At 75.3% G+C, this 20297-nt stretch carries 18 protein-coding genes; 14 read left to right on the top strand and 4 right to left on the bottom strand.

The genetic code is table 11. The annotated features are described in order from the left end of the window. The first annotated feature begins 1 nt into the window (after position 1). From EBO36_RS08445 to EBO36_RS08435, 3 genes are read left to right on the top strand one after another with little or no spacing between them, the layout of a single operon-like run. Positions 2-2749: a bifunctional acetate--CoA ligase family protein/GNAT family N-acetyltransferase gene (locus EBO36_RS08445; RefSeq protein WP_122824211.1), complete on the top strand. Its 2748-nt coding sequence runs from the start codon at positions 2-4 to the stop codon at positions 2747-2749. Then, positions 2746-3309: a DUF5998 family protein gene (locus EBO36_RS08440; protein WP_122825555.1), complete on the top strand. Its 564-nt coding sequence runs from the start codon at positions 2746-2748 to the stop codon at positions 3307-3309. The genes EBO36_RS08445 and EBO36_RS08440 overlap by 4 nt, the downstream gene beginning before the upstream one ends. Beyond that, positions 3306-4469 carry an alkaline phosphatase family protein gene (locus tag EBO36_RS08435; RefSeq protein WP_122824210.1) on the top strand — a complete coding sequence of 388 codons (1164 nt, stop codon included), beginning with the start codon at positions 3306-3308 and terminating at the stop codon, positions 4467-4469. The genes EBO36_RS08440 and EBO36_RS08435 overlap by 4 nt, the downstream gene beginning before the upstream one ends. A 91-nt stretch (positions 4470-4560) precedes the next feature. On the opposite strand, the gene sepH is transcribed toward EBO36_RS08435, so the two are convergent. Next, on the bottom strand, positions 4561-5661 hold the full coding sequence (sepH, locus tag EBO36_RS08430; RefSeq protein WP_122824209.1) for a septation protein SepH: 1101 nt from the start codon (positions 5659-5661) through the stop codon (positions 4561-4563). A 135-nt stretch (positions 5662-5796) separates the two neighbouring features. Between sepH and EBO36_RS08425 the strand changes: the two genes are divergently transcribed. Next, positions 5797-6669, top strand: coding sequence for an inositol monophosphatase family protein (locus tag EBO36_RS08425; protein ID WP_122824208.1), 873 nt, complete (start codon positions 5797-5799; stop codon positions 6667-6669). 155 nt (positions 6670-6824) lie between these two features. Then, a complete protein-coding gene (locus EBO36_RS08420; RefSeq protein ID WP_122824207.1) occupies positions 6825-7124 on the top strand; it encodes a DUF4193 domain-containing protein in 300 nt (99 codons plus the stop codon). Here the strand turns inward: EBO36_RS08420 and EBO36_RS08415 are convergent. Continuing rightward, on the bottom strand, positions 7079-7570 hold the full coding sequence (locus tag EBO36_RS08415; RefSeq protein ID WP_244925242.1) for a DUF3093 domain-containing protein: 492 nt from the start codon (positions 7568-7570) through the stop codon (positions 7079-7081). The genes EBO36_RS08420 and EBO36_RS08415 overlap by 46 nt on opposite strands. Positions 7571-7653: 83 nt before the next feature. On the opposite strand from EBO36_RS08415, the gene dut reads away from it, so the two are divergent. Genes dut through EBO36_RS08395 form a run of 4 tightly spaced genes read left to right on the top strand, consistent with a single transcriptional unit; the run spans position 7654 to position 9918 of the window. Further along, complete coding sequence (dut, locus tag EBO36_RS08410) at positions 7654-8127, top strand: dUTP diphosphatase (RefSeq protein ID WP_244925241.1); 474 nt, start codon at positions 7654-7656, stop codon at positions 8125-8127. Beyond that, positions 8124-8840 carry a DUF3710 domain-containing protein gene (locus EBO36_RS08405; protein ID WP_122824205.1) on the top strand — a complete coding sequence of 239 codons (717 nt, stop codon included), beginning with the start codon at positions 8124-8126 and terminating at the stop codon, positions 8838-8840. Before dut ends, EBO36_RS08405 begins: the two co-directional genes overlap by 4 nt. Further along, entirely contained in the window at positions 8837-9229 is a 393-nt protein-coding gene (locus tag EBO36_RS08400) for an OB-fold nucleic acid binding domain-containing protein (RefSeq protein ID WP_241236944.1), read from the top strand. Before EBO36_RS08405 ends, EBO36_RS08400 begins: the two co-directional genes overlap by 4 nt. Then, positions 9226-9918 carry a DUF3159 domain-containing protein gene (locus EBO36_RS08395; protein ID WP_164471409.1) on the top strand — a complete coding sequence of 231 codons (693 nt, stop codon included), beginning with the start codon at positions 9226-9228 and terminating at the stop codon, positions 9916-9918. Before EBO36_RS08400 ends, EBO36_RS08395 begins: the two co-directional genes overlap by 4 nt. Here the strand turns inward: EBO36_RS08395 and EBO36_RS08390 are convergent. Further along, positions 9836-10528 carry a potassium channel family protein gene (locus EBO36_RS08390; RefSeq protein ID WP_122824204.1) on the bottom strand — a complete coding sequence of 231 codons (693 nt, stop codon included), beginning with the start codon at positions 10526-10528 and terminating at the stop codon, positions 9836-9838. The genes EBO36_RS08395 and EBO36_RS08390 overlap by 83 nt on opposite strands. Next, positions 10528-11178, bottom strand: coding sequence for a potassium channel family protein (locus EBO36_RS08385; RefSeq protein ID WP_122825551.1), 651 nt, complete (start codon positions 11176-11178; stop codon positions 10528-10530). The genes EBO36_RS08390 and EBO36_RS08385 overlap by 1 nt, the downstream gene beginning before the upstream one ends. 68 nt (positions 11179-11246) lie before the next feature. On the opposite strand from EBO36_RS08385, the gene EBO36_RS08380 reads away from it, so the two are divergent. The 5 genes from EBO36_RS08380 to dxs all read left to right on the top strand — a co-directional run bounded on the left by EBO36_RS08380 (position 11247) and on the right by dxs (position 20266). Beyond that, a complete protein-coding gene (locus tag EBO36_RS08380; RefSeq protein ID WP_122825550.1) occupies positions 11247-13346 on the top strand; it encodes an APC family permease in 2100 nt (699 codons plus the stop codon). Then, complete coding sequence (locus tag EBO36_RS08375) at positions 13343-14590, top strand: class I SAM-dependent RNA methyltransferase (protein ID WP_122824203.1); 1248 nt, start codon at positions 13343-13345, stop codon at positions 14588-14590. Before EBO36_RS08380 ends, EBO36_RS08375 begins: the two co-directional genes overlap by 4 nt. Positions 14591-14728: 138 nt before the next feature. Further along, positions 14729-17524 (top strand): aconitate hydratase AcnA, encoded by a 2796-nt coding sequence (acnA, locus tag EBO36_RS08370; RefSeq protein WP_122824202.1) that lies wholly within the window; start codon positions 14729-14731, stop codon positions 17522-17524. 67 nt (positions 17525-17591) lie between these two features. Continuing rightward, the gene (locus EBO36_RS08365; RefSeq protein WP_122824201.1) at positions 17592-18200 is read left to right on the top strand and encodes a DinB family protein; all 609 of its coding nucleotides are present in this window, start codon (positions 17592-17594) and stop codon (positions 18198-18200) included. 146 nt (positions 18201-18346) lie between these two features. Further along, positions 18347-20266: a 1-deoxy-D-xylulose-5-phosphate synthase gene (dxs, locus tag EBO36_RS08360; RefSeq protein ID WP_122824200.1), complete on the top strand. Its 1920-nt coding sequence runs from the start codon at positions 18347-18349 to the stop codon at positions 20264-20266. Positions 20267-20297: the final 31 nt, after the last annotated feature.

The raw sequence follows: 20297 nt of genomic DNA, 5'->3' as shown, positions 1-20297 counted from the left end.
CATGAGCGAGGACGCCGTCGCGCCCTACCCGGTGCACTGGGAGGCGGACGTCGTGCTGCGCGACGGCGTCCCCATGCACATCCGCCCCATCCGGCCGGCCGACGCCGACGCCCTCCAGCGGATGCACCTGCGGCAGTCGCCGATGTCGGTGTACTACCGCTTCTTCGCGCCCATGGAGCGCCTCAGCGAGCGGGACCTCCACCGCTTCACCCACGTCGACCACGACGACCGGGTGGCGCTCGTGCTCACCAGCGGCGAGGAGATCCTCGCGGTCGGCCGCTACGACCGGATCGACGACGGCACCGAGGCCGAGGTGGCGTTCTACGTCGCCGACTCCGAGCACGGCCGCGGCCTCGGCTCCGTCCTCCTCGAGCACCTCGCCGCCGCCGGGCGCGAACGGGGGATCCTCCGCTTCACCGCCGAGGTCCTCCCCGCCAACTCCCGGATGATCGGCGTCTTCCGGGACGCCGGCTACGAGGTGACGCAGGTCCTCGACGACGGCGTCCTGCTCGTCTCCTTCGACATCGAGGAGACGGGCCGCTCGTGGTCCGTCATGGCCGAGCGCGAGCAGCGCGCCGAGTCGCACAGCATGCGGGCCCTGCTCTCGGCGTCGTCGGTGCTCGTCGTCGGCCTCGGTGGGCCGGAGCACGTCCTCGCCGAGCGCGCCGCCGCCTCCCTCCTCGCGGGCGGGTTCACCGGCCCCGCGCACCTCGTCGCGGTGGACCCGGGCGACGGGCTCGGCGACGGCGCGGGCGACGCGCCCGGCCCGCGCCCGGCCCGGTACGAGCGCCTCGCCGACGTCACCGGCCCGGTCGACCTGGCCGTCCTCGCCGGCCGGGAGGAGGAGGTGCTCGCCGCCGTCGACGCGTGCGGCCGGCTCGGCGCCCACGCCGTCGTCGTCCTCTCCGGCGGTTTCGCCGAGACCGGCCCGGCCGGCGAGCGGCTCCAGCGCGAGCTCCTGCGGCGCACCCGGGCGTACGGGATGCGCCTGGTGGGCCCCGCCTCGTTCGGGCTGGTCGCGGCGGGGGAGGGCGGCCGCCTCGACGTCACCCTGCGCCCGGGGCTGCCGGACGGACGGGTGGGGATCTTCTGCCAGTCGGCGGCCGCGGGGTCCATCCTCGCCGCGACGGCGCAGCGGCGCGGGCTGGGGGTCCACAGCCTGCTCTCCGCCGGCAACCGGGCCGACGTGTCCGGCAACGACACCATGCAGTTCTGGCTCGACGACCCGGGCACCGCCGTCGCCGCCGTCCACCTCGAGTCCATCGGCAACCCGCGCAAGTTCTCCCGCATCGCCCGCCGGCTCAGCGCGACCCGCCCGGTCATCGCGGTCGTGTCCGGGCAGACCGGCCAGGTGGTCCCCCCGGGGCACGCCGTACGGACCACCCGGGAGCCCCAGCGCGTCCTCGCGCAGCTGCTCGACCAGGCCGGGGTGCTGCGCGCCCGCGGCGTCCCCGAGCTCCTCGACCTCGCCCAGCTCTTCGCCACCCAGCCCCTGCCCGCCGGCGGGCGCGTGGGCGTCCTCGCCAACTCCGGCCCGCTCACCTCCCTCGTCGGGGGCGCGGCCCGCGCCCACGGCCTCGACGTCGTCGACGTCCACCCGGCGCTGGCGCCCCTCGCCGGGGCCGGCGAGTACGCCGCGGCCCTGGAGGAGGTCGCGCGCCGGAGCGACTGGGACGCCCTCGTCGTCGTCCACGTGCCGCCCCTGGGGGCGGCCGACGACGCCATCGCCCGCGTCCTCGCCGCCGCCGCGGCGCGGGACGGCCGCCCGGTGCTCGCCTACCTTGACGGCCCCGTGGGCGTCACCGCCGGGCTGAGCGCCCCCGGGCCCGACGGCACCGCGCGCACCGTCCCCACCTTCGCGTCCGTCCAGGACGCCGTCGCGGCGCTCGCCGGCGCCGTGCGCTACGCCCGGTGGACGACGAGCGAGCGGGGCGAGCTCGTCGACCCGCCGGGGATCGCGCCCGGCCGGGCGCGCGCACTCCTCGCGCCGACGGTCCGGGACCTCGGCCCCGGGCAGACCGCCCGGCTCGCCCCGGAGCAGTCCGCCGAGCTCCTCGCCTGCTACGGCCTCACGGTCCTGCCCGCGGAGCGCGTCGCCGACGTCGAGGAGGCCGTGGCGGCCGCCGAGCGGCTCGGCTGGCCCGTGGCCCTCAAGACCAGCGACGAGGTGCTGCGCCACCGCGCCGACCTCGGCGGGGTCCGGCTCGACCTCACCGGCCCCGACGAGCTGCGCGAGGCGATGCGGGCCATGCGCACGCACCTCGAGCCGATCGCCGGGCCCGGGGCGGCCTTCGACGTCCAGGTGATGGCCCCGGCCGGGGTCGCCTGCGTCGTGCGGGGCGTGGAGGACGCCCTCTTCGGCCCCGTGGTGTCCTTCGGCCTCGGCGGGGACGCCGTCGAGCTCCTCGGCGACGTCGCGTTCCGTGTGCCGCCGCTCACCGACGTGGACGTCGCCGACATGGTGCGCTCCGTCCGCGCCGCCCCCCGCCTCTTCGGCCACCGCGGCCTGCCGGTCCTCGACGTCGCCGCCCTCGAGGACGTCCTCGGGCGGGTGTCGGTGCTCACCGACGACCTGCCCGAGGTGGCCCGCCTGGTGCTCAACCCGGTCCTCGTCGCGCGGTCGGGGGCGTCGGTCCTGTCGGCCGTCGTGGAGGTGTCCCGGCCCGGGCGCGCGGACGGCGGCCGACGGGTGCTTCCCGGGTCGGGGTCCGCAGGTGCCAAGATGGAGCCGTGGCCATCCCCGACATGACGTCCAACCTCGCGGACCAGCTGCGGTCCGACCTCGACCGGGCGGGGTACTACCCGGAGCTCGTGGCCCGGGTGCTCGAGGTCGCCCTCGCCGGCGAGCCCGTCATCTCCTTCCTCGTCCACCCCGAGACGACCTTCGACACGGAGGTGCGCCGGCACCTCACCGCACTCGTGCTGACGCCGACCCGGCTCGTCATCGCCCACGTCGACGACACCGCCGGGGAGGTGCCGTCGGCCTCGGCCACCACGGAGGCGGTGCCCCTGCACCGGATCTCCTCGGTCGCCCTCACCCACGGCGTCGCCGACCCGGCCCGCACGCGCGGCGGCATGCAGGTGACCGAGCTCACCGTCGCCGTCGGCTGGGGGGCCATCCAGCGCCTCGACCTCGAGCCGATGGCGTGCGACGACCCGGCGTGCGAGGCCGACCACGGCTACACCGGGCTGCTCAGCCCCGACGACGTCGTCGTGCGGGTGAGCGAGCAGGCGGAGGGGTCCCGCGCCCTGGCCCGCGCCCTGCAGTTCGCCCGCGACCTCTCCGCCGCGACGGTGGGCCGGGCATGACCGTTCCCGACGGGCTCACGCTGCCCGACTATGCCGGTGCGTGCCTGCGGGCGGTCCTGCCGGCCGCGCTGGACGCGGTCGGCGCCCCGACGACGAGCGCCGGTCGGACGTCCGCGCAGGACCGTGAGCTCCTCGGGCTGCCTCGCGCGCGGCGCGTGTGCATCGTCCTCGTCGACGGGCTCGGCGCGCAGATGCTCGCCGAGCGCGGCGGCCACGCCCCCTTCCTGCGCTCCCAGCTGCCCGATGCCCTCACCCTCACCAGCGGCTACCCCTCGACCACGGCGACGAGCCTCACCATGCTCGGCACCGGCGAGGTCCCCGGCACCACGGGGATGCTGGGGTACACCGTGCGCAACCCGGCCGACGGCGCCCTCCTCAACCTCATCTCCTGGGAGGAGACGGCCGTCCACCCGCGCGAGTGGCAGCAGGTCCCCACGCTCGCCGAGCGCCTCGGCGGGCAGGGGCCGTCGATCGTCTCCGTCGGGCCCGCCCGGTTCGTCGGCTCGGGCCTGACCGAGGCCGCGTTGCGGGGCCCACGGTTCCTCGCCGCGGGGAGCCTCGCCGCCCGCGTGGACGTCACGACGGCGCTCCTGCGTTCCGGGGACGCCGACGTCGTCTACCTGTACTGGGGCGACGTGGACAAGATGGGCCACCAGCACGGCTGGGGGTCGCGGCAGTGGGGCGACGAGGTCGAGGCGATGGACGCCGAGCTCGCCCGGCTGGCGCGGGAGCTCCCGCGCGGGACCCTGCTGCTCGTCACCGCCGACCACGGCATGGTCGACCTGGGGCCGGACTCCCGCATCGACGTGGCCGAGACGCCGGGTCTCGCGCAGGACGTCGAGGTGGTCGCCGGGGAGCCGCGGGCGGTGCACGTCCACACCCGCCCGGGCACGGCCGCCGCCGTCGCCGAGCGCTGGCGCGACGTCCTCGGGGACACCGCGTGGGTACTCCTGCGGGAGGAGGCCGAGGCCGCCGGGCTGTTCGGCGACGTGGCCGAGCGGCACCGCTCGGTCCTCGGCGACATCGTCGTCGCCGCCCGGGAGCGCCGCGCCGTCGTCGACTCCCGCACTCAGACGGCGGAGTCCATCGCCCTGGTCGGCGTGCATGGCTCGCTCACGCCGGACGAGGTCCTCGTCCCGCTGGTGCGCACGGTCGTCTGACCGGCGTGCAAGGCCCCTGGGGACGCGGTGCGGCCCCTCCCGGGGGGGAGGGGCCGGACGTGCGGGCGTGCGGCGGTGCCCCGCCGCACGCTCACTCGGGCTTGGCGCCGAAGACGATCTCGTCCCAGCTCGGGACGCTCGTGCGCCGCCCCTTGGTGCGCGCGCGCCGCGGGGCCTGCTCCGGCTGCCCGGCGGGGTCCTCGGCGGTCGGCGCGGGCGCCTCGGCGCGACGCTCCGCAGGCTCCTCGGCCGGTGCGTGCTCCTCCGGGCGCGGTGTCTCGGGCCGGACGGGGCGGTCGGGCCCACGGGGCGGCAGGGACAGCACGTGCGCGTCCCCGGCGTGCTCGGCCCGCGAGGCCGGCGGGTGCGCCGCGGGCGGCAGGTCGAGCGCTCCGAGGATGTCGTCCTCGATCCCGAGGTCGAGCTCCTGACGCGTGCCGCGGCTCGCGCTGAGCTCGGCGAGCAGGCCCTCAGTGGGGTCCTCCTCCACGGGCTGCGGGTCGCCGCCCAGGTGGAGGGTGGCGTCGACGGCGGCGATGGCGGGACCGAGGTCCGTCTCGGGCTCGGGCGCGTACAGCCGCACGGGCACGGGGACGAGGTGCCGCCGGGCGGCGCTGGGCGGGGTGCTCAGGTCCGTCTCCGACAGCCACCGGCTCTCGTCGTCGAGCGCGTGGACGGCGCGGGACGTGAGGTCCGCCTCCCAGCGCGCCTCCCGCCGGCGGTCCCCGGCGACGAAGCGGACGAGGACCTCCCAGGACTTGCCCGCGCTGCGGACCGCGTCCCACTCGAGGTCACCGGTGGTCACACCGCGCGCGGCCAGGCGGTCCACGACGAGGTCGCCCAGCTCGGGTGCCCCCTCGGACCGGCCGATGGCGAAGCGTCGGGCCTGCTCGACCACCCAGGTCCGCTCGGCGAGGACCGGGCCCTCGTACCGCCGGACGTGCTCGACCGGCAGACCCGCCTCCTCCGCGACGTCCGCAGCGCTCGCGCCGGCGCGGATGCGCGCCTGGATGTCCTTGGGGCGCAGCGGCGACGTTCCCGCCGCCCGGAGCTGCTCGAGCTGGGCGCGGTCCCGGCGGACGGCGGCGCGTAACGCGTCGTCGACGAGGAGCCGGTACTGCTGCCCGTTCGGGCCGGTGAGCGTGAGGTGCTCGCCATCGCTGTGCAACCCGAGCAGTTCAAGCTCGACCATGTCGTCCTCCCTCGAGGGTATGTACCGAGGGTGCCACCCGATCCGGCCCCGGCCGCGCATTGGGTCCGGTGTGTTCGCCTCCGGCGGGGGTGAGGGACATCATGGCCGGGGTACGCCGCGACGAAGGAGGACCAGATGGGAACGCACGACCGGGACGCACGCGGCACGGGGGACGGGTTGCCGCCGGGCGTCGACGTCGCCGCCCTCATGGAGCTCGCCGAGCGGCTGGCCCGGCAGGCCGGCCGCGTGGTGGCCGAGGCCGCCCGCACCACGACCGTGACGGTCGCCCGCACGAAGTCGAGCTCGGTCGACGTCGTCACCGAGGTGGACGAGGCGGCCGAGCGGCTCCTGCGCGCCGAGATCACCGCGGCCCGGCCCGACGACGCCATCCTCGGTGAGGAGGAGGAGACCCGCCCCGGCACGTCCGGCCTCACGTGGGTCATCGACCCCATCGACGGCACGGTGAACTTCCTCTACGGCCTGCCGCACTACTCCGTGAGCGTCGCCGTGGTCGCCGGCCCGCCCGACCCGGCGTCGTGGACGCTGCTCGCCGGGTGCGTCCACGCCCCCGCGCTGGGGCGCACCTGGACCGCCGGGCGCGGCGCGGGCGCGTTCGCCGACGGCGTACGGCTGGCGCCCCTGGCGGGTCCGCCGCCGCTGGAGCGCGCCCTCGTCGGCACCGGCTTCAGCTACTCGGCCGCAGGACGTGCCGCCCAGGGCCGCGTCGTCGCCGAGCTGCTGCCCCAGGTGCGCGACATCCGTCGGCTCGGGTCGGCGGCCGTGGACCTGTGCCACGTCGCCGCCGGGAGCCTCGACGCCCACTACGAGGAGTACCTCAACCCGTGGGACATGGCCGCCGGCGCCCTCCTCGTCAGCGAGGTCGGGGGCGTGGTCCGCGGCCTGGGCGACGATCCGGCCGGGCCGGGGATGACGATCGCCGCCCATCCCGACCTCGCCGCGTCCCTCGCGGGCGCGATCGCGGGCGCCCGGACCGGCGTCGCCGGCTGAGGCGTTCGCCACGCTGGGGCCGCCAAGGCCCTGCTGATGCGGCGCCGCCCAGCCCGATGGTGCACAATCCGGGTGCCTCGGGAACAACGTGCGCTCTGCTGCGTTGCTGAGGTTGACCGACCAACGACCCACCAGAACCGGAGCGTGACGTCTTCATGGCGACCGATTACGACGCACCGCGCAAGAACGAGGAAGACCTCTCCGAGGACTCCATCGAGGAGCTCAAGGCCCGACGGGCCGAGAAGAACTCCGGCGCGGTCGACGAGGACGAGATCGAGGCGGCTGAGGGCTTCGAGCTCCCCGGCGCCGACCTGAGCGGCGAGGAGCTCTCCGTGCGGGTCCTCCCGCGCCAGGCGGACGAGTTCACCTGCTCGCGGTGCTTCCTCGTCCACCACCGCAGCCAGCTGGCCTACGAGGACGGCGGCCAGCTCGTCTGCTCGGAGTGCGCGGCCTGAGCCGACGCTCGCAGCGCCCGGGCGAGATCGCCCGGGCGGGTGCTGGCGACGAGCCAGTACGGCGCCGGGTCGGCCGGGTCGAGGAGCGGGACCCGCACCGCGGCCCGCGCCCACGGACGGTGGCACACGTACGCGCGCGCATCTGCGCCGGGCCCCAGGGCCCGGCGCAGCTCTGTGTCGTCGAGCACCTCGGGCACGCCGAGGAACCGGACGTCGACGTGCGCCCGCCCGGCATGCAGCCGCCCGTCCCGCACCGCGACCACCGGGGCGGTGAGGACGAGCGCGGCCACGACCGCGACGGCGGCGACGACGCCCACGCCGCCGGCCACCCAGGGCGGGGCGAAGGGCCACAGGACGAGCCCGAGCGCGGCGCCCAGCAGCGCCCCCACGAGCAGGACGGGGGGCGTCGGCGTGAGCCGTTCACGAAACAGGGGTGCGCTGTCCACGGGACCACTGTGCCAGCCGGGTGGCGTCCGCCGGGCAGCGCCGGGGGCAAGGACCCCGCCCGGAGTCAGTACAGTCGGTGCCCGTGAGTATCGACGTCGCTGTCCGCCTGCTCGACCCCGACCTGCCCGCGCCCTCGTACGCGCACCCGGGAGACGCCGGCGCGGACCTCCGGGCGCGCACCGACGTCGTCCTGGCGCCGGGGGAGCGGGCCACCGTCCCCACCGGCGTGGCGATCGCGCTGCCCGAGGGCTGGGCGGCGTTCGTCCACCCGCGCTCCGGCCTCGCCGCGCGCCACGGCCTCACCATCGTCAACGCCCCCGGGACCGTCGACGCGGGCTACCGCGGCGAGATCATGGTGACGCTGCTCAACACCGACGCGCACGCCCCCGTCCGTCTCGCCCGCGGCGACCGCATCGCCCAGCTCGTGCTCCAGCAGGTCGCCCAGGCGCGCTTCGTCCCCGTGGACGAGCTGCCCACCTCGGCCCGAGGTGACGGCGGGTTCGGATCAACCGGTGGGTGGACGCCGCCCGCCGGCACAGAAGGAGGTCCCCGATGAGCCCCATCTTCCGGCGGCGCAAGCACGACGCCGAGCCCGACGACGCGACGCCCACGTCGGAGCCGTCGTCTGAGCCGACCACGGCCGGACCCGACGACGAGCGCGGTCCCTGGGACGTCTCCGACGTGCCCGGACTCGGTGCCCGCCTCGACCTCGGCGCCCTGCGGGTCCCCGCCCGCCCCGGCCTCGAGCTCCGCATGGAGGTGGAGAAGACCTCCCGCCAGGTCGTCGCCGCCAGCCTCACCGCCGCCGGATCGTCCCTGCAGGTCCAGGCGCTCGCCGCGCCCCGCACCGACGGCCTGTGGGAGGAGCTCCGGACGGAGATCGCCGCCTCGGTCACCCAGCAGGGCGGCACCGCCGACGAGGTCGAGGGGCCCTTCGGTCCCGAGCTCCTCGCCCGCCTGCCCGTGCGCACCGCCGACGGGCGCACCGGGCACCGCCCGGCCCGGTTCATCGGCGTCGACGGTCCCCGGTGGTTCCTCCGCGGCGTGCTCAGCGGCCGGGCGGCCGTCGACCCGGACGCCGCCACGCTCCTCGAGGACGTCTTCGCCGACATCGTCGTCGTCCGCGGTCAGGAGGCCCGCGCCCCGCGGGACGTGCTCGCCCTGCGGATGCCGGGCGCGACCGACGCCGCCGCGCCCGCCACGGCGGGCGAGCCGCCGGTGCTGCCCGACCCGCTCACCCGCGGGCCGGAGATCACGGAGACCCGGTGAACCGCCACGGGGCCGGCCCGCTGGCCGCTCCGCGGGCCGGCCTCCTCGCCCGCCTCGTCGCTTCGCGCGCCGAGATCGACGCCCAGGACGAGCGGGAGGCGGCCGCCCGCCACGACGCGTCCCCGATCCGCGACGCCCGGGCCCGCGCGCGGGTCCGCTGCGCGGGCATTCTCACCGCGGTGACGTACCGTCCGCGGGACGGCGTCGTCTCCCTGCGCGCCCGGCTCTACGACGGCTCCGGCAGCATCGACCTCGTGTGGCTGGGCCGCCGGGAGATCCCCGGCATCGAGGCCGGCCGCCGGCTGGTCGCCGAGGGCATCGTCTTCGGCGGCGCCGACCGCCCCACCATCTTCAACCCGGCCTACGAGCTCCTCGGCCAGGACGCATGAGCGCCCCCGAGGGGCCGCCGGACGAGGCGACGCCGGCCGGTCGCGGCGGCGTGCGCCAGGTGGTGGGGGAGGACTTCTCGCTCGCCGAGTCCATCGGCGGCCTGCGCGGCGTCCTCGAGTCCGTCGCGCCCGGCGCGGTATTCGTCGCGGTGTTCGTCGCGGTGGGGGGCCTCACGGCCCCCCTCGTCGCCTCGCTGGCCGTCGCCCTCGTGCTCGTCGTGGCGCGCCTGGTCGGCGGGACGCCCATCACCCAGGCGCTCGGCGGGCTGCTCGGAGTCGGCGTCGGCGTCGTGTGGGCGTGGCGCTCCGGGCAGGCCCAGGACTACTTCGCCTTCGGGCTGTGGACGAACGCCGCCTACGCGGCCGCCCTGCTCGTCTCCCTGCTCGTGCGGTGGCCGCTCGTCGGCGTGGTCGTCGCGCTCCTGCGGCAGGAGGGGAGCACCTGGCGCGCCGACCCCTGGCGCCGTCGGCGCTACACCGCCGCCACCTGGCTGTGGGTCGCCCTGTTCGTGGCGCGCCTCGCCGCGCAGCTCCCCCTCTACCTCCAGGCGGAGGTCGCGTGGCTGGGCACCGCCCGGCTCGTCATGGGGGTGCCGCTGTGGGCCCTCACGCTCTGGGCGACGTGGGTGCTGGTCCGGGAGCCAGCAGCTGCTGCAGCGCCGCCTGATCCTGCTCCGCCCCAGCGCTGAGGACGAGCAGCAGCTCGTCGCCCGCCTCCAGCGTGTCGTCCGCGGTCGGCGCGAACGGCCGGTCCGCCCGGATGACCGCCGCGAGGACGGTGTCCGGCGGCCAGACGACGTCGCGGACCTGACGCCCCACCACGGGTGAGTGCGCGGGCAGGGTGAGCTCGTGGATGCTCGCGCCGGAGGCGTGGAACGTGAAGATCCGCACGAGGTCCCCGACGCTCACCGCCTCCTCGACGAGCGCCGTCATGATCCGCGGCGTGGAGACCTGCACGTCCACGCCCCAGGCCTCGTCGAACATCCACTCGTTCTTGGGGTTGTTCACCCGGGCGACCACCCGCGGGACGGCGAACTCGGTCTTGGCGAGCAGGGACACGACGAGGTTGGCCTTGTCGTCACCCGTGGCCGCGACGACGACGTCGCACTCGGCGAGGCGCGCGTCGGCGAGCGTGGAGATCTCGCAGGCGTCGGCGAGGATCCACTCCGCCTCGGCCACGCTGGCGACCCGCATGGCGGCGGGCTGGCGGTCGATGAGGGTGACGCCGTGACCGTGGGAGAGGAGCTCCCGGGCGATCGAACGGCCGACGCTGCCGGCCCCGGCGATGACGACGCGCATCACGCCTCCCGCACGGGGGGCTTGGCGAGCGCGCGCTGGACCGCGTCCACGCGCTCGGTGGCGACGAGGACGTGGACGAGGTCGTTCTCCTGGACGATGGTCCCCGCCCCGGGGACGATGCCGACCCCGAGCCGGGTGAGGTACCCCACGCGGGCGCCGGAGACCTCCTCGAGGCGGGTGAGCGGCAGGCCCACCCAGCCGGGGTGGACGTCGGTGCGCACGAGCGAGACGTGGCCCGAGGCGTCGCGGTGCTCGGCGACCGCGCCCATGGGCATGAGGCGGCGCAGCACCTGGTCGGCCGTCCAGCGCACGGTGGCGACCGTGGTGATCCCCAGCCGCTCGTACACCTCGGCGCGACGCGGGTCGTAGATGCGGGCCACGACGTTGCCCACCCCGAACGTCTCGCGGACCACCCGGGCGGCGAGGATGTTGGAGTTGTCCCCGTTGGAGACGGCGGCGAACCCGTACGCCTCCTCGATGTCGGTCTGCGCGAGGGCGTCGCGGTCGAAGCCCAGGCCCGTGACCCGGCGTCCGTCGAAGTCGGGAGGCAGGCGCCGGAACGCCTCGGGGTTCTGGTCGAGGACCGCCACGGAGTGGCCGTGGGCGTCGAGCTGGGTGGCGAGCGACGCCCCGACCCGGCCGCATCCCATGATGACGAAGTGCACGGGGGGAACCGTACTCCGCGCGGGGTGGACGAGGGGGCCTAGGCTTGGCGCTCGTGCCCAACATCGCCGCGGCGTCGAAGCGGTTGCTCGTCGGACGGCCCGTGCGCAGCGAGCGGCTCGGCGGAACCGTGCTGCGCAAGCGGGTCGCCCTGCCGGTCTTCGCCTCCGACGCCCTCTCCTCCGTCGCCTACGCCCCCGACGAGATCCTCCTCACCCTCTCGCTCGCGGGGATCACCGCCTACGCGGTCTCGCCGTGGGTGGGGGTGGCCGTCGTCGTCGTCCTCCTCGTCGTCGTCGCCTCCTACCGCCAGACCGTCCACGCCTACCCCTCGGGCGGCGGGGACTACGAGGTCGTCACCGAGAACCTCGGGCGGCGCGCCGGGACCACGGTGGCCGGCGCCCTGCTCGTCGACTACGTCCTCACCGTGGCCGTCTCCGTCTCGGCGGGCGCCCAGTACCTCGTCGTCGTCGCCCCGGCGCTGCGCGGGCACCAGGTGAGCGTCGCCGTCGTCCTCGTCGTCGTGCTCGCGCTGCTCAACCTGCGCGGCATGCGGGAGTCCGGCCGGGCGTTCGCCGTGCCGGTCTACCTGTACATGGGTGCGGTGGGGCTGCTCGCCGTCGTCGGGGGCCTGCAGTACCTCACCGGGAACCTCACGGCCGCCCCCAGCGCCGACCTCGAGCTGCTCGCCGACCCCGGCTTCGACGCCGGCCTCACCGGCCTGGCGGGGGCGTTCCTCGTCCTGCGGGCCTTCACCTCCGGGTGCGCGGCCCTCACCGGGGTCGAGGCGATCAGCAACGGCGTGCCCTCCTTCACGCCCCCGAAGTCGCGCAACGCGGCGACGACGCTCGCGCTGCTGGCGACCATCTCGGCCACGATGCTCCTCATCGTCCTCTCCCTCGCCGACGCCACGGGCGTCCGGTTCGCCGAGGACCCGGCGAGCCAGCTCCTGCGCGACGGGGTGCCGGTGGGGGAGGACTACCACCAGGACCCGGTCATCGGGCAGATCGCCCACGCCGTGTTCGCCGACGTGCCCCTGCTCGTCGCCCTCGTGAGCGCGGTCACCGGCCTCATCCTCATCCTCGCGGCCAACACGGCCTTCAACGGCTTCCCCGTCCTCGGGTCCGTCCTCGGCCGGGACGGGTACCTCCCGCGCCAGCTGCGCACCCGCGGGGACCGCCTGGTCTTCTCCAACGGCATCGTCGCGCTGTCCGTGGCCGCGATCGTCCTCATCGTCGCCTTCGAGGCATCGGTGCCGCGGCTCATCCAGCTCTACATCGTCGGCGTCTTCCTCTCCTTCACGCTGAGCCAGCTGGGGATGATCCGGCACTGGGGCCAGGCGCTGCGCGTCGAGGTGGACCCGGCGCGCCGGACCCGGATGCGGCGCTCGCGCGTCATCAACGCCGTCGGGTTCGCCCTCACCTCGGTCGTCCTCGTGGTGGTGCTCGTGACGAAGTTCGCCCTCGGCGCCTGGATCACCCTCGTCCTTATCGCCGTGTGCTACGCCGCGATGACGGCGGTGCGCCGCCACTACGACCGGGTCGCCGCGCAGCTCGTCGTCGAGGACCTCTCGGCCGCGCGGGCGCTGCCCTCGCACGTCCACGCCATCGTGCTCGTCTCGCGCCTGCACCAGGCGACGATGCGCGCGGTGTCCTACGCGCGGGCCACCCGCCCGTCGACGCTCGAGGCGGTGACGGTGGCCGTGGACCCGGCCGAGACCGAGCGGCTGCGCGCCGCGTGGGACGAGGCCGACCTGCCCGTCCCGCTCACCGTCCTCGCCTCCCCGTTCCGGGAGGTCACCCGGCCGGTCGTCGACTACGTCCGGTCGGTGCGCCGGGAGACTCCGCGCGCCCTCGTGGTCGTCTACCTCCCGCAGTACGTGGTGCGACACTGGTGGGAGCAGCTGCTCCACAACCAGAGCGCGCTGCGTCTGGAGAGCCGGCTCCTCTTCGTGCCCGGCGTCGTCCTCGCCTCCGTCCCGTGGCAGCTCGCCGGCGAGGGGGAGGACGAGCGCGCGGCCCGCGCCGCCCTGGGCGAGGAGGCCTCCGCCGCCCTGCCCGAGCCGGAGGTGAGCCCGTCCGTCCCGGGTGACGTCCCCGGCGCGGCCCCGGCGCCGCCCGGCACCAGCACCCCCGACCCCCAGGAGCACCGATGAGCACGCCCGGCCCGGACCTCGTCGAGCTCGTCGTCGGGCCGCCCGCACATGGCGGCCACTGCGTCGCCCGCAGCGCCGACGGGCCCGTCGTCTTCGTCCGGCACACCCTGCCCGGCGAGCGGGTGCGCGCCCGCGTCACCCAGGCCCGCCGCCAGTTCTGGCGAGCGGACGCCGTCGAGGTCCTCGAGGCCTCGCCCGACCGCGTCCCCTCGGTGTGGCCGGAGGCCGGCCCCGGCGGGGTAGGCGGCGGCGAGCTCGCCCACGTCGCGCTCGACGCGCAGCGGCGCTGGAAGACCACCGTGCTGCGCGAGGCGCTCACCCGGATCGGCCACCTCGACCTCGACGGCCTCGAGGGCGAGGTCGCCGTCGAGGGCCTGCCCGGCGACGACGAGGCGGGCGGCCTGGGCACGCGCACCCGCATCGAGCTCGTCGTCGACGCGGACGGCACCGCGGGCATGTTCCGGCACCGCAGCCACGACGTCGTCCCGCTGTCCTCGATGCCGCTGGCGGTGCCCGCCATCGCCGAGCTCGGGCTCTTCGCCCCCGGCCGCTGGTCGCACCTGCGCCCCGGGACGCGCCTCGACGTCGTCGCCCCCAGCGTGGGCGCCCCCCTCGTCCTCGTCGACGGGGAGCCCGAGGCGAGCGGCCGCGGGCCCGCGCGGGGGAGCGTGCGCGAGGTGGTGCCGACGGCGTTCGGCGACCTCACCTACCGGGTCCGGGCCAGCGGCTTCTGGCAGGTTCACCGCCGGGCCGCGCCGGTGCTCGTCGACGCGGTCCTCGGGGCGCTGCGGCCCACCCCGGGGGAACGCCTCCTCGACCTGTACTCCGGCGCCGGCCTGTTCACGCTCCCGCTCGTCACGGCGGTGGGGGAGAGCGGCCGGGTCGACGCCGTGGAGAGCGAGCCCCGGGCGGTGACCGACGCGCGCCGCAACCTCCACGCCCACGCCGGCGCCGCGCTGCACGAGGCGCGGGTCGACCCCGCGAGCCTGGTGGCGCTCGGCGGTGACCCGGTCGACGGCGTCGTCCTCGACCCGCCCCGGGCCGGCGCCGGGCCGGCGGTGATGGACGCCCTCGCGGACCTCGCCCCGCAGCGGGTGGTCTACGTCGCCTGCGACCCCGCCGCCCTGGCCCGCGACCTGCAGGTCGCCACGGCCCGCGGCTACCGCCTCCGCACGGTCCGCGGGCTCGACCTCTTCCCCCACACCCACCACGTCGAGGCGGTCGCGCTGCTCGAGCGGGCCTGACCGGCGACGCGCCGGGCGCCACAGGTGGACGGCGCCCCCCGGGCAAAGTATCTTGATGTCGAGATAAATGGTCGCCGCCGTGGTCCCGTGGGACGATGGCGGCGGTCACCGTCGCCGAGCAACACCTGAGGAGCACCTGTGAGCAGCGTCGACACATTCGGAGCGAGGGCGGCGCTGGACGTCGCGGGCACGAGCTACGAGATCTTCCGGCTCGACGCCGTGGAGGGTCTGGACCGGCTGCCCTACAGCCTGAAGATCCTCGCCGAGAACCTCCTGCGCACCGAGGACGGCGTCAACGTCACCGCTGACCACGTGCGGGCGCTGGCGACCTGGGACCCGGCCGCCGAGCCGAGCACGGAGATCCAGTTCACCCCCGCGCGCGTCGTCATGCAGGACTTCACCGGTGTGCCGTGCGTCGTTGACCTCGCGACGATGCGGGAGGCGGTCGCCGACCTCGGGGGAGACCCCGCGAAGATCAACCCGCTGGCCCCCGCCGAGATGGTCATCGACCACTCCGTGGTCATCGACGTCTTCGGGCGCTCCGACGCCTTCGAGCGCAACGTCGAGATCGAGTACGAGCGCAACCACGAGCGCTACCAGTTCCTGCGCTGGGGCCAGACCGCGTTCGACAACTTCAAGGTCGTCCCGCCCGGCACGGGCATCGTCCACCAGGTCAACCTCGAGTACCTGGCCCGCACGGTGATGACCCGCGAGGTCGACGGCGCCACCCAGGCCTACCCCGACACCTGCGTCGGCACCGACTCGCACACCACGATGGTCAACGGCCTCGGCGTGCTCGGCTGGGGCGTCGGCGGTATCGAGGCCGAGGCCGCGATGCTCGGCCAGCCCGTCTCGATGCTCATCCCCAAGGTCGTCGGGTTCAAGCTCTCCGGCGCCATCCCGCCCGGCGCGACCGCGACCGACGTCGTCCTCACCATCACCGAGCTGCTGCGCCGCCACGGCGTCGTCGGCAAGTTCGTCGAGTTCTACGGCCAGGGCGTCGCCCAGGTGCCCCTGGCCAACCGGGCGACCATCGGCAACATGAGCCCCGAGTTCGGCTCGACCGCCGCGATCTTCCCCATCGACGACGTCACCCTCGCCTACCTGCGCCTCACCGGCCGGGACGAGGACCAGGTGGCCCTCGTCGAGGCCTACGCCAAGGCCCAGGGCCTGTGGCACGACCCGAGCCGCGAGCCCGTCTTCTCCGAGTACCTCGAGCTCGACCTCGCCACGGTGGTGCCCTCGATCGCCGGCCCCAAGCGCCCGCAGGACCGCGTGGCGCTCACCGAGGCCAAGGACGCGTTCTCCTCCGCGCTGCTCGACTACGCCGGCCCGCAGGAGACCAGCGGGCTCGACGAGAGCGTCGAGGAGACGTTCCCCGCCTCCGACCCCATCGCCGCCGGCACGCACGCGGACACCGACAGCGCCCCCGCGACGCCCGGTCACGGCGGCTCGCGCCCGCACCGCCACGTGCCGTTGACGATGGCGGACGGCACGCAGACCCAGCTCGACCACGGCGCCGTCGTCATCTCCTCCATCACCTCGTGCACCAACACGTCCAACCCGTCGGTGATGCTCGCCGCGGCGCTCCTGGCGAAGAAGGCCGTCGAGCGCGGGCTGCAGGTCAAGCCGTGGGTGAAGACCTCCATGGCGCCCGGCTCGAAGGTCGTGACGAACTACTACGAGAAGGCGGGGCTGTGGCCCTACCTCGAGGCGCTCGGGTACCACCTCGTCGGCTACGGCTGCGCCACCTGCATCGGCAACTCCGGGCCGCTGCCCGAGGAGGTCTCCGCGGCGGTGCAGGACAACGACCTCGCCGTCGTCTCCGTGCTGTCCGGCAACCGCAACTTCGAGGGCCGGATCAACCCCGACGTGAAGATGAACTACCTCGCGTCGCCGCCGCTGGTCATCGCCTACGGCCTGGCCGGCACCATGGACTTCGACTTCGCCCACGAGCCGCTGGGCCAGGACGCCGAGGGCAAGGACGTCTTCCTCACCGACATCTGGCCGAGCCCGGCCGAGGTCCAGGCGACGATCGACTCCTCGATCGACCAGGAGATGTTCACCCGCGACTACGCCGACGTCTTCGCCGGCGACGAGCGCTGGCGGGCGCTCGACACCCCCGAGGGCAACACCTTCGCCTGGGACACGGAGTCGACGTACGTGCGCAAGCCCCCGTACTTCGACGGGATGAGCGCCGAGCCCACGGCGGTCACCGACATCTCCGGCGCCCGCGTCCTCGCCAAGCTCGGGGACTCCGTCACGACGGACCACATCTCCCCGGCCGGTTCCATCAAGCCGGACAGCCCCGCCGGGCGCTACCTCGCCGAGCACGGCGTGGCCCGCCGCGACTTCAACTCCTACGGCTCGCGCCGCGGGAACCACGAGGTCATGATCCGCGGCACGTTCGCCAACATCCGGCTGCGCAACCAGCTCCTCGACGGCGTCGAGGGCGGGTACACGAAGAACCTCCTCACCGGTGAGCAGGAGGCGATCTTCGACGCCGCGCAGGCCTACGCCGAGGCGGGCGTCCCGCTCGTCGTCCTCGGCGGCAAGGAGTACGGCTCCGGCTCCTCCCGCGACTGGGCGGCGAAGGGCACGTCGCTGCTCGGGGTGCGCGCCGTCATCACCGAGAGCTTCGAGCGCATCCACCGCTCCAACCTCATCGGCATGGGCGTGCTGCCCCTGCAGTACCCCGCCGGCCAGAACGCCGAGTCGCTCGGCCTCGACGGCACCGAGACGTTCGACATCTCGGGCGTCACCGCGCTCAACGAGGGCGTCACGCCGTCGACCGTCCACGTGACGGCGACCAAGCAGGACGGCTCCGCCGTCGAGTTCGACGCCGTCGTGCGCATCGACACCCCCGGCGAGGCGGAGTACTACCGCAACGGCGGCATCCTCCAGTACGTGCTGCGCTCGCTCGTCAAGGCCTGAGCGGTACGAGCGGCCGGGCCGCCCGCGGGGGTTCCCCCGCGGGCGGCCCGGCGCTAGCGTCGGGCGCATGAGCGACGTCCTCGTCGGTGGGTACGGGCAGCCGGAGTTCGACTGGGCCATCCTCAGCGAGCCGTCGGTGCTCGCCATGGTCCGCGGGCAGCTGGGGTTCTCCTGGACGGAGCTCTCGGCCCGGCTGTCGACGCTCACCCAGGCCGAGTTCGAGTGGGAGCCGGCACCCCGGGCGCTCCGCGTCGTGCGCCGGGGAGAGGAGCGCGCCGCGCGCGCCGCGGGCGCGGGGGAGTGGGTCGTCGAGTGGCCCGCCGAGCCCGACGGTGGGGGTACCCGGACCGTCGCCTGGCTCGTCGCACACCTCACGGAGGTCTTCTTCGAGCGCTGGGAGTGGACGTTCGGCGCCCGCCGACGCCGGTGCGACGAGCTCGAGTACTCCGGTGACGTCCGCGCGGCCGTGGGCCAGCTCGCGCACTGGGTCGGGGCGTGGAGCGAGGGCGTCGCCGGGCTCGACGAGGCCGACGTCATGACGGTCGGCCTGAGCCAGGCGACGCCCGTCGACGCCGCGTCCCCGTTCGGCCACCTCGTGCTCCACCTCAACCGGGAGCTCATCCACCACGGCTCCGAGATCTGCACCCTCACCGACCTGTACCGCTCGGGCGCCTGAGCGAGCTGCACCGCGCGAGCGCCTGACGGTCCGCCCTCGCCGGGCCGAGGCAGGTCCCACCTGGGCCGTGCCGTTCTCGCACCCGGGCCGGTGCGGATCTACAGTGGACGTCGGTGCGTCGACGTCGCACCGGGACGGGAGACACCATGAGCCAGCTGGAGCGCATCCGGCGCCCGGCCGACCTGCGGCGGTTGTCGCGGGCCGAGCTGGGTGCGCTGGCCGAGGAGATGCGGACGTTCCTCGTGGAGAAGGTCTCCCGCACCGGGGGGCACCTGGGACCCAACCTCGGCGTCGTCGAGCTCACCATCGCGCTCCACCGCGTGTTCGAGTCCCCGCGGGACCGCCTCGTGTTCGACACCGGCCACCAGGCCTACGTGCACAAGCTGCTCACCGGCCGGCAGGACTTCTCCGACCTGCGTCGCCGCGGCGGCCTGTCCGGGTACCCCAGCCGCACCGAGTCCGACCACGACGTCGTGGAGAACTCGCACGCCTCGACCGCCCTGTCCTGGGCCGACGGCATCGCCAAGGCGCACGAGCTCGCCGGGCTGCGCGACCGCCACGTCGTCGCTGTCATCGGTGACGGGGCCCTCACCGGCGGGATGGCCTGGGAGGCGCTCAACAACATCGCCGAGGGTCAGGACCGCCGCCTGGTCATCGTCGTCAACGACAACGGCCGCTCCTACGCCCCCACCATCGGTGGGCTCGCGCACCACCTCAACGCCCTGCGCACCGCCCGCGGCTACGAGAAGGTCCTCGGCTGGGGCAAGCGCACGCTCCAGGCCAGCGGCGCGCCCGGCCGGGTGGCCTACGACGCGCTCCACGGGCTGAAGAAGGGCGTCAAGGACGTCCTGGCACCCCAGGGCCTGTTCGAGGACCTCGGCCTCAAGTACATCGGACCGGTCAACGGCCACGACATCCCCGCCATGGAGTTCGCCCTCCACCGGGCCAAGGCGTTCGGCGGCCCGGTCATCGTCCACGCCATCACCGAGAAGGGCCGGGGCTACGTCCCGGCCGAGTCCGACGTCGCCGACCGGTTCCACGCCGTCGGCGTCATCCACCCCGAGACCGGCCTGCCCGTGGCGCCGAGCCGGTTCGGCTGGACGTCGGTGTTCGCCGAGGAGATCGTCGAGATCGCCCGGCAGCGCAGCGACATCGTCGCCGTGACCGCCGCCATGCTCGCCCCCGTCGGCCTCGCGCCGTTCGCCGAGGAGTTCGGCGAACGCGTCTTCGACGTGGGCATCGCCGAGCAGCACGCCATCACCTCCGCCGCGGGGATGGCCTTCGCCGGCCTGCACCCCGTGGTCGCCCTCTACGCGACGTTCCTCAACCGCGGCTACGACCAGCTCCTCATGGACGTGGCGCTGCACCGGGCTGGGGTCACCTTCGTCCTCGACCGCGCCGGCCTCACCGGCGACGACGGCGCGAGCCACAACGGCATGTGGGACATGGCCCTGCTGCGCAGCGTGCCCGGCCTGCGCCTGGCCGCCCCGCGCGACGAGGCGACGCTGCGCGCCGAGCTGCGCGAGGCCGTCGCCGTCGAGGACGGCCCCACGGTGGTGCGCTACCCGAAGGGCGCCCTCCCCGAGCCGCTGCCCGCGGTGGGCAAGGAGGGCACGCTCGACGTCCTGGCGCGCCACATGGCCGACGGCGAGGACGCGCGCGTCCTCCTCGTCGGGGTCGGTGCGATGGCGGGCACGGCGGTCGAGGCGGCCACCGCGCTGGCCGCCCAGGGGATCGGCTCCACGGTCGTCGACCCGCGGTGGGTCCTGCCCGTGCCGCCCGACCTCACCGCGCTGGCGGCGACGCACGACCTCGTCGTCGTCGTCGAGGACGGCCTGGCCACCGCCGGCATCGGCTCCGCGCTCCGCGACGCCCTCGCCGAGGCGGGGCACGCCGTGGGCGTCCAGGTGCACGGCATCCCGCACGCCTTCCTCGAGCACGCAACGCGCGCCCAGCTCGTCGAGGACTTCCACCTGCGCGGCCAGGACGTCGCCCGGGACGCGGCCGCCGCCGTCGCCGCCCTGCGCGCCGGAACGCCGGAGCACCGGGCGGCCCTGGGCCGCTGAGCGGGCGCCCGCCGCCCGGGCCGGTCACGTC

Source organism: Georgenia faecalis (assembly GCF_003710105.1).
GTDB lineage: Bacteria > Actinomycetota > Actinomycetes > Actinomycetales > Actinomycetaceae > Georgenia_A > Georgenia_A faecalis.
The sequence above is the reverse complement of the archived record's forward strand: the minus strand, read 5'-3'. Positions and strand labels throughout refer to the sequence as shown.

Coding starts and splice junctions, on each gene's coding strand:
- EBO36_RS08365 (WP_122824201.1), top strand. CDS start 17,592: ATGAGCGACGTCCTCGTCGGTGGGTACGGGCAGCCGGAGTTCGACTGG.
- EBO36_RS08445 (WP_122824211.1), top strand. CDS start 2: ATGAGCGAGGACGCCGTCGCGCCCTACCCGGTGCACTGGGAGGCGGAC.
- dxs (WP_122824200.1), top strand. CDS start 18,347: ATGAGCCAGCTGGAGCGCATCCGGCGCCCGGCCGACCTGCGGCGGTTG.
- EBO36_RS08390 (WP_122824204.1), bottom strand. CDS start 10,528: ATGCGCGTCGTCATCGCCGGGGCCGGCAGCGTCGGCCGTTCGATCGCC.
- EBO36_RS08435 (WP_122824210.1), top strand. CDS start 3,306: ATGACCGTTCCCGACGGGCTCACGCTGCCCGACTATGCCGGTGCGTGC.
- EBO36_RS08385 (WP_122825551.1), bottom strand. CDS start 11,178: ATGGGATGCGGCCGGGTCGGGGCGTCGCTCGCCACCCAGCTCGACGCC.
- EBO36_RS08395 (WP_164471409.1), top strand. CDS start 9,226: ATGAGCGCCCCCGAGGGGCCGCCGGACGAGGCGACGCCGGCCGGTCGC.
- EBO36_RS08405 (WP_122824205.1), top strand. CDS start 8,124: ATGAGCCCCATCTTCCGGCGGCGCAAGCACGACGCCGAGCCCGACGAC.
- EBO36_RS08425 (WP_122824208.1), top strand. CDS start 5,797: ATGGGAACGCACGACCGGGACGCACGCGGCACGGGGGACGGGTTGCCG.
- sepH (WP_122824209.1), bottom strand. CDS start 5,661: ATGGTCGAGCTTGAACTGCTCGGGTTGCACAGCGATGGCGAGCACCTC.
- EBO36_RS08375 (WP_122824203.1), top strand. CDS start 13,343: ATGAGCACGCCCGGCCCGGACCTCGTCGAGCTCGTCGTCGGGCCGCCC.
- EBO36_RS08420 (WP_122824207.1), top strand. CDS start 6,825: ATGGCGACCGATTACGACGCACCGCGCAAGAACGAGGAAGACCTCTCC.
- EBO36_RS08440 (WP_122825555.1), top strand. CDS start 2,746: ATGACGTCCAACCTCGCGGACCAGCTGCGGTCCGACCTCGACCGGGCG.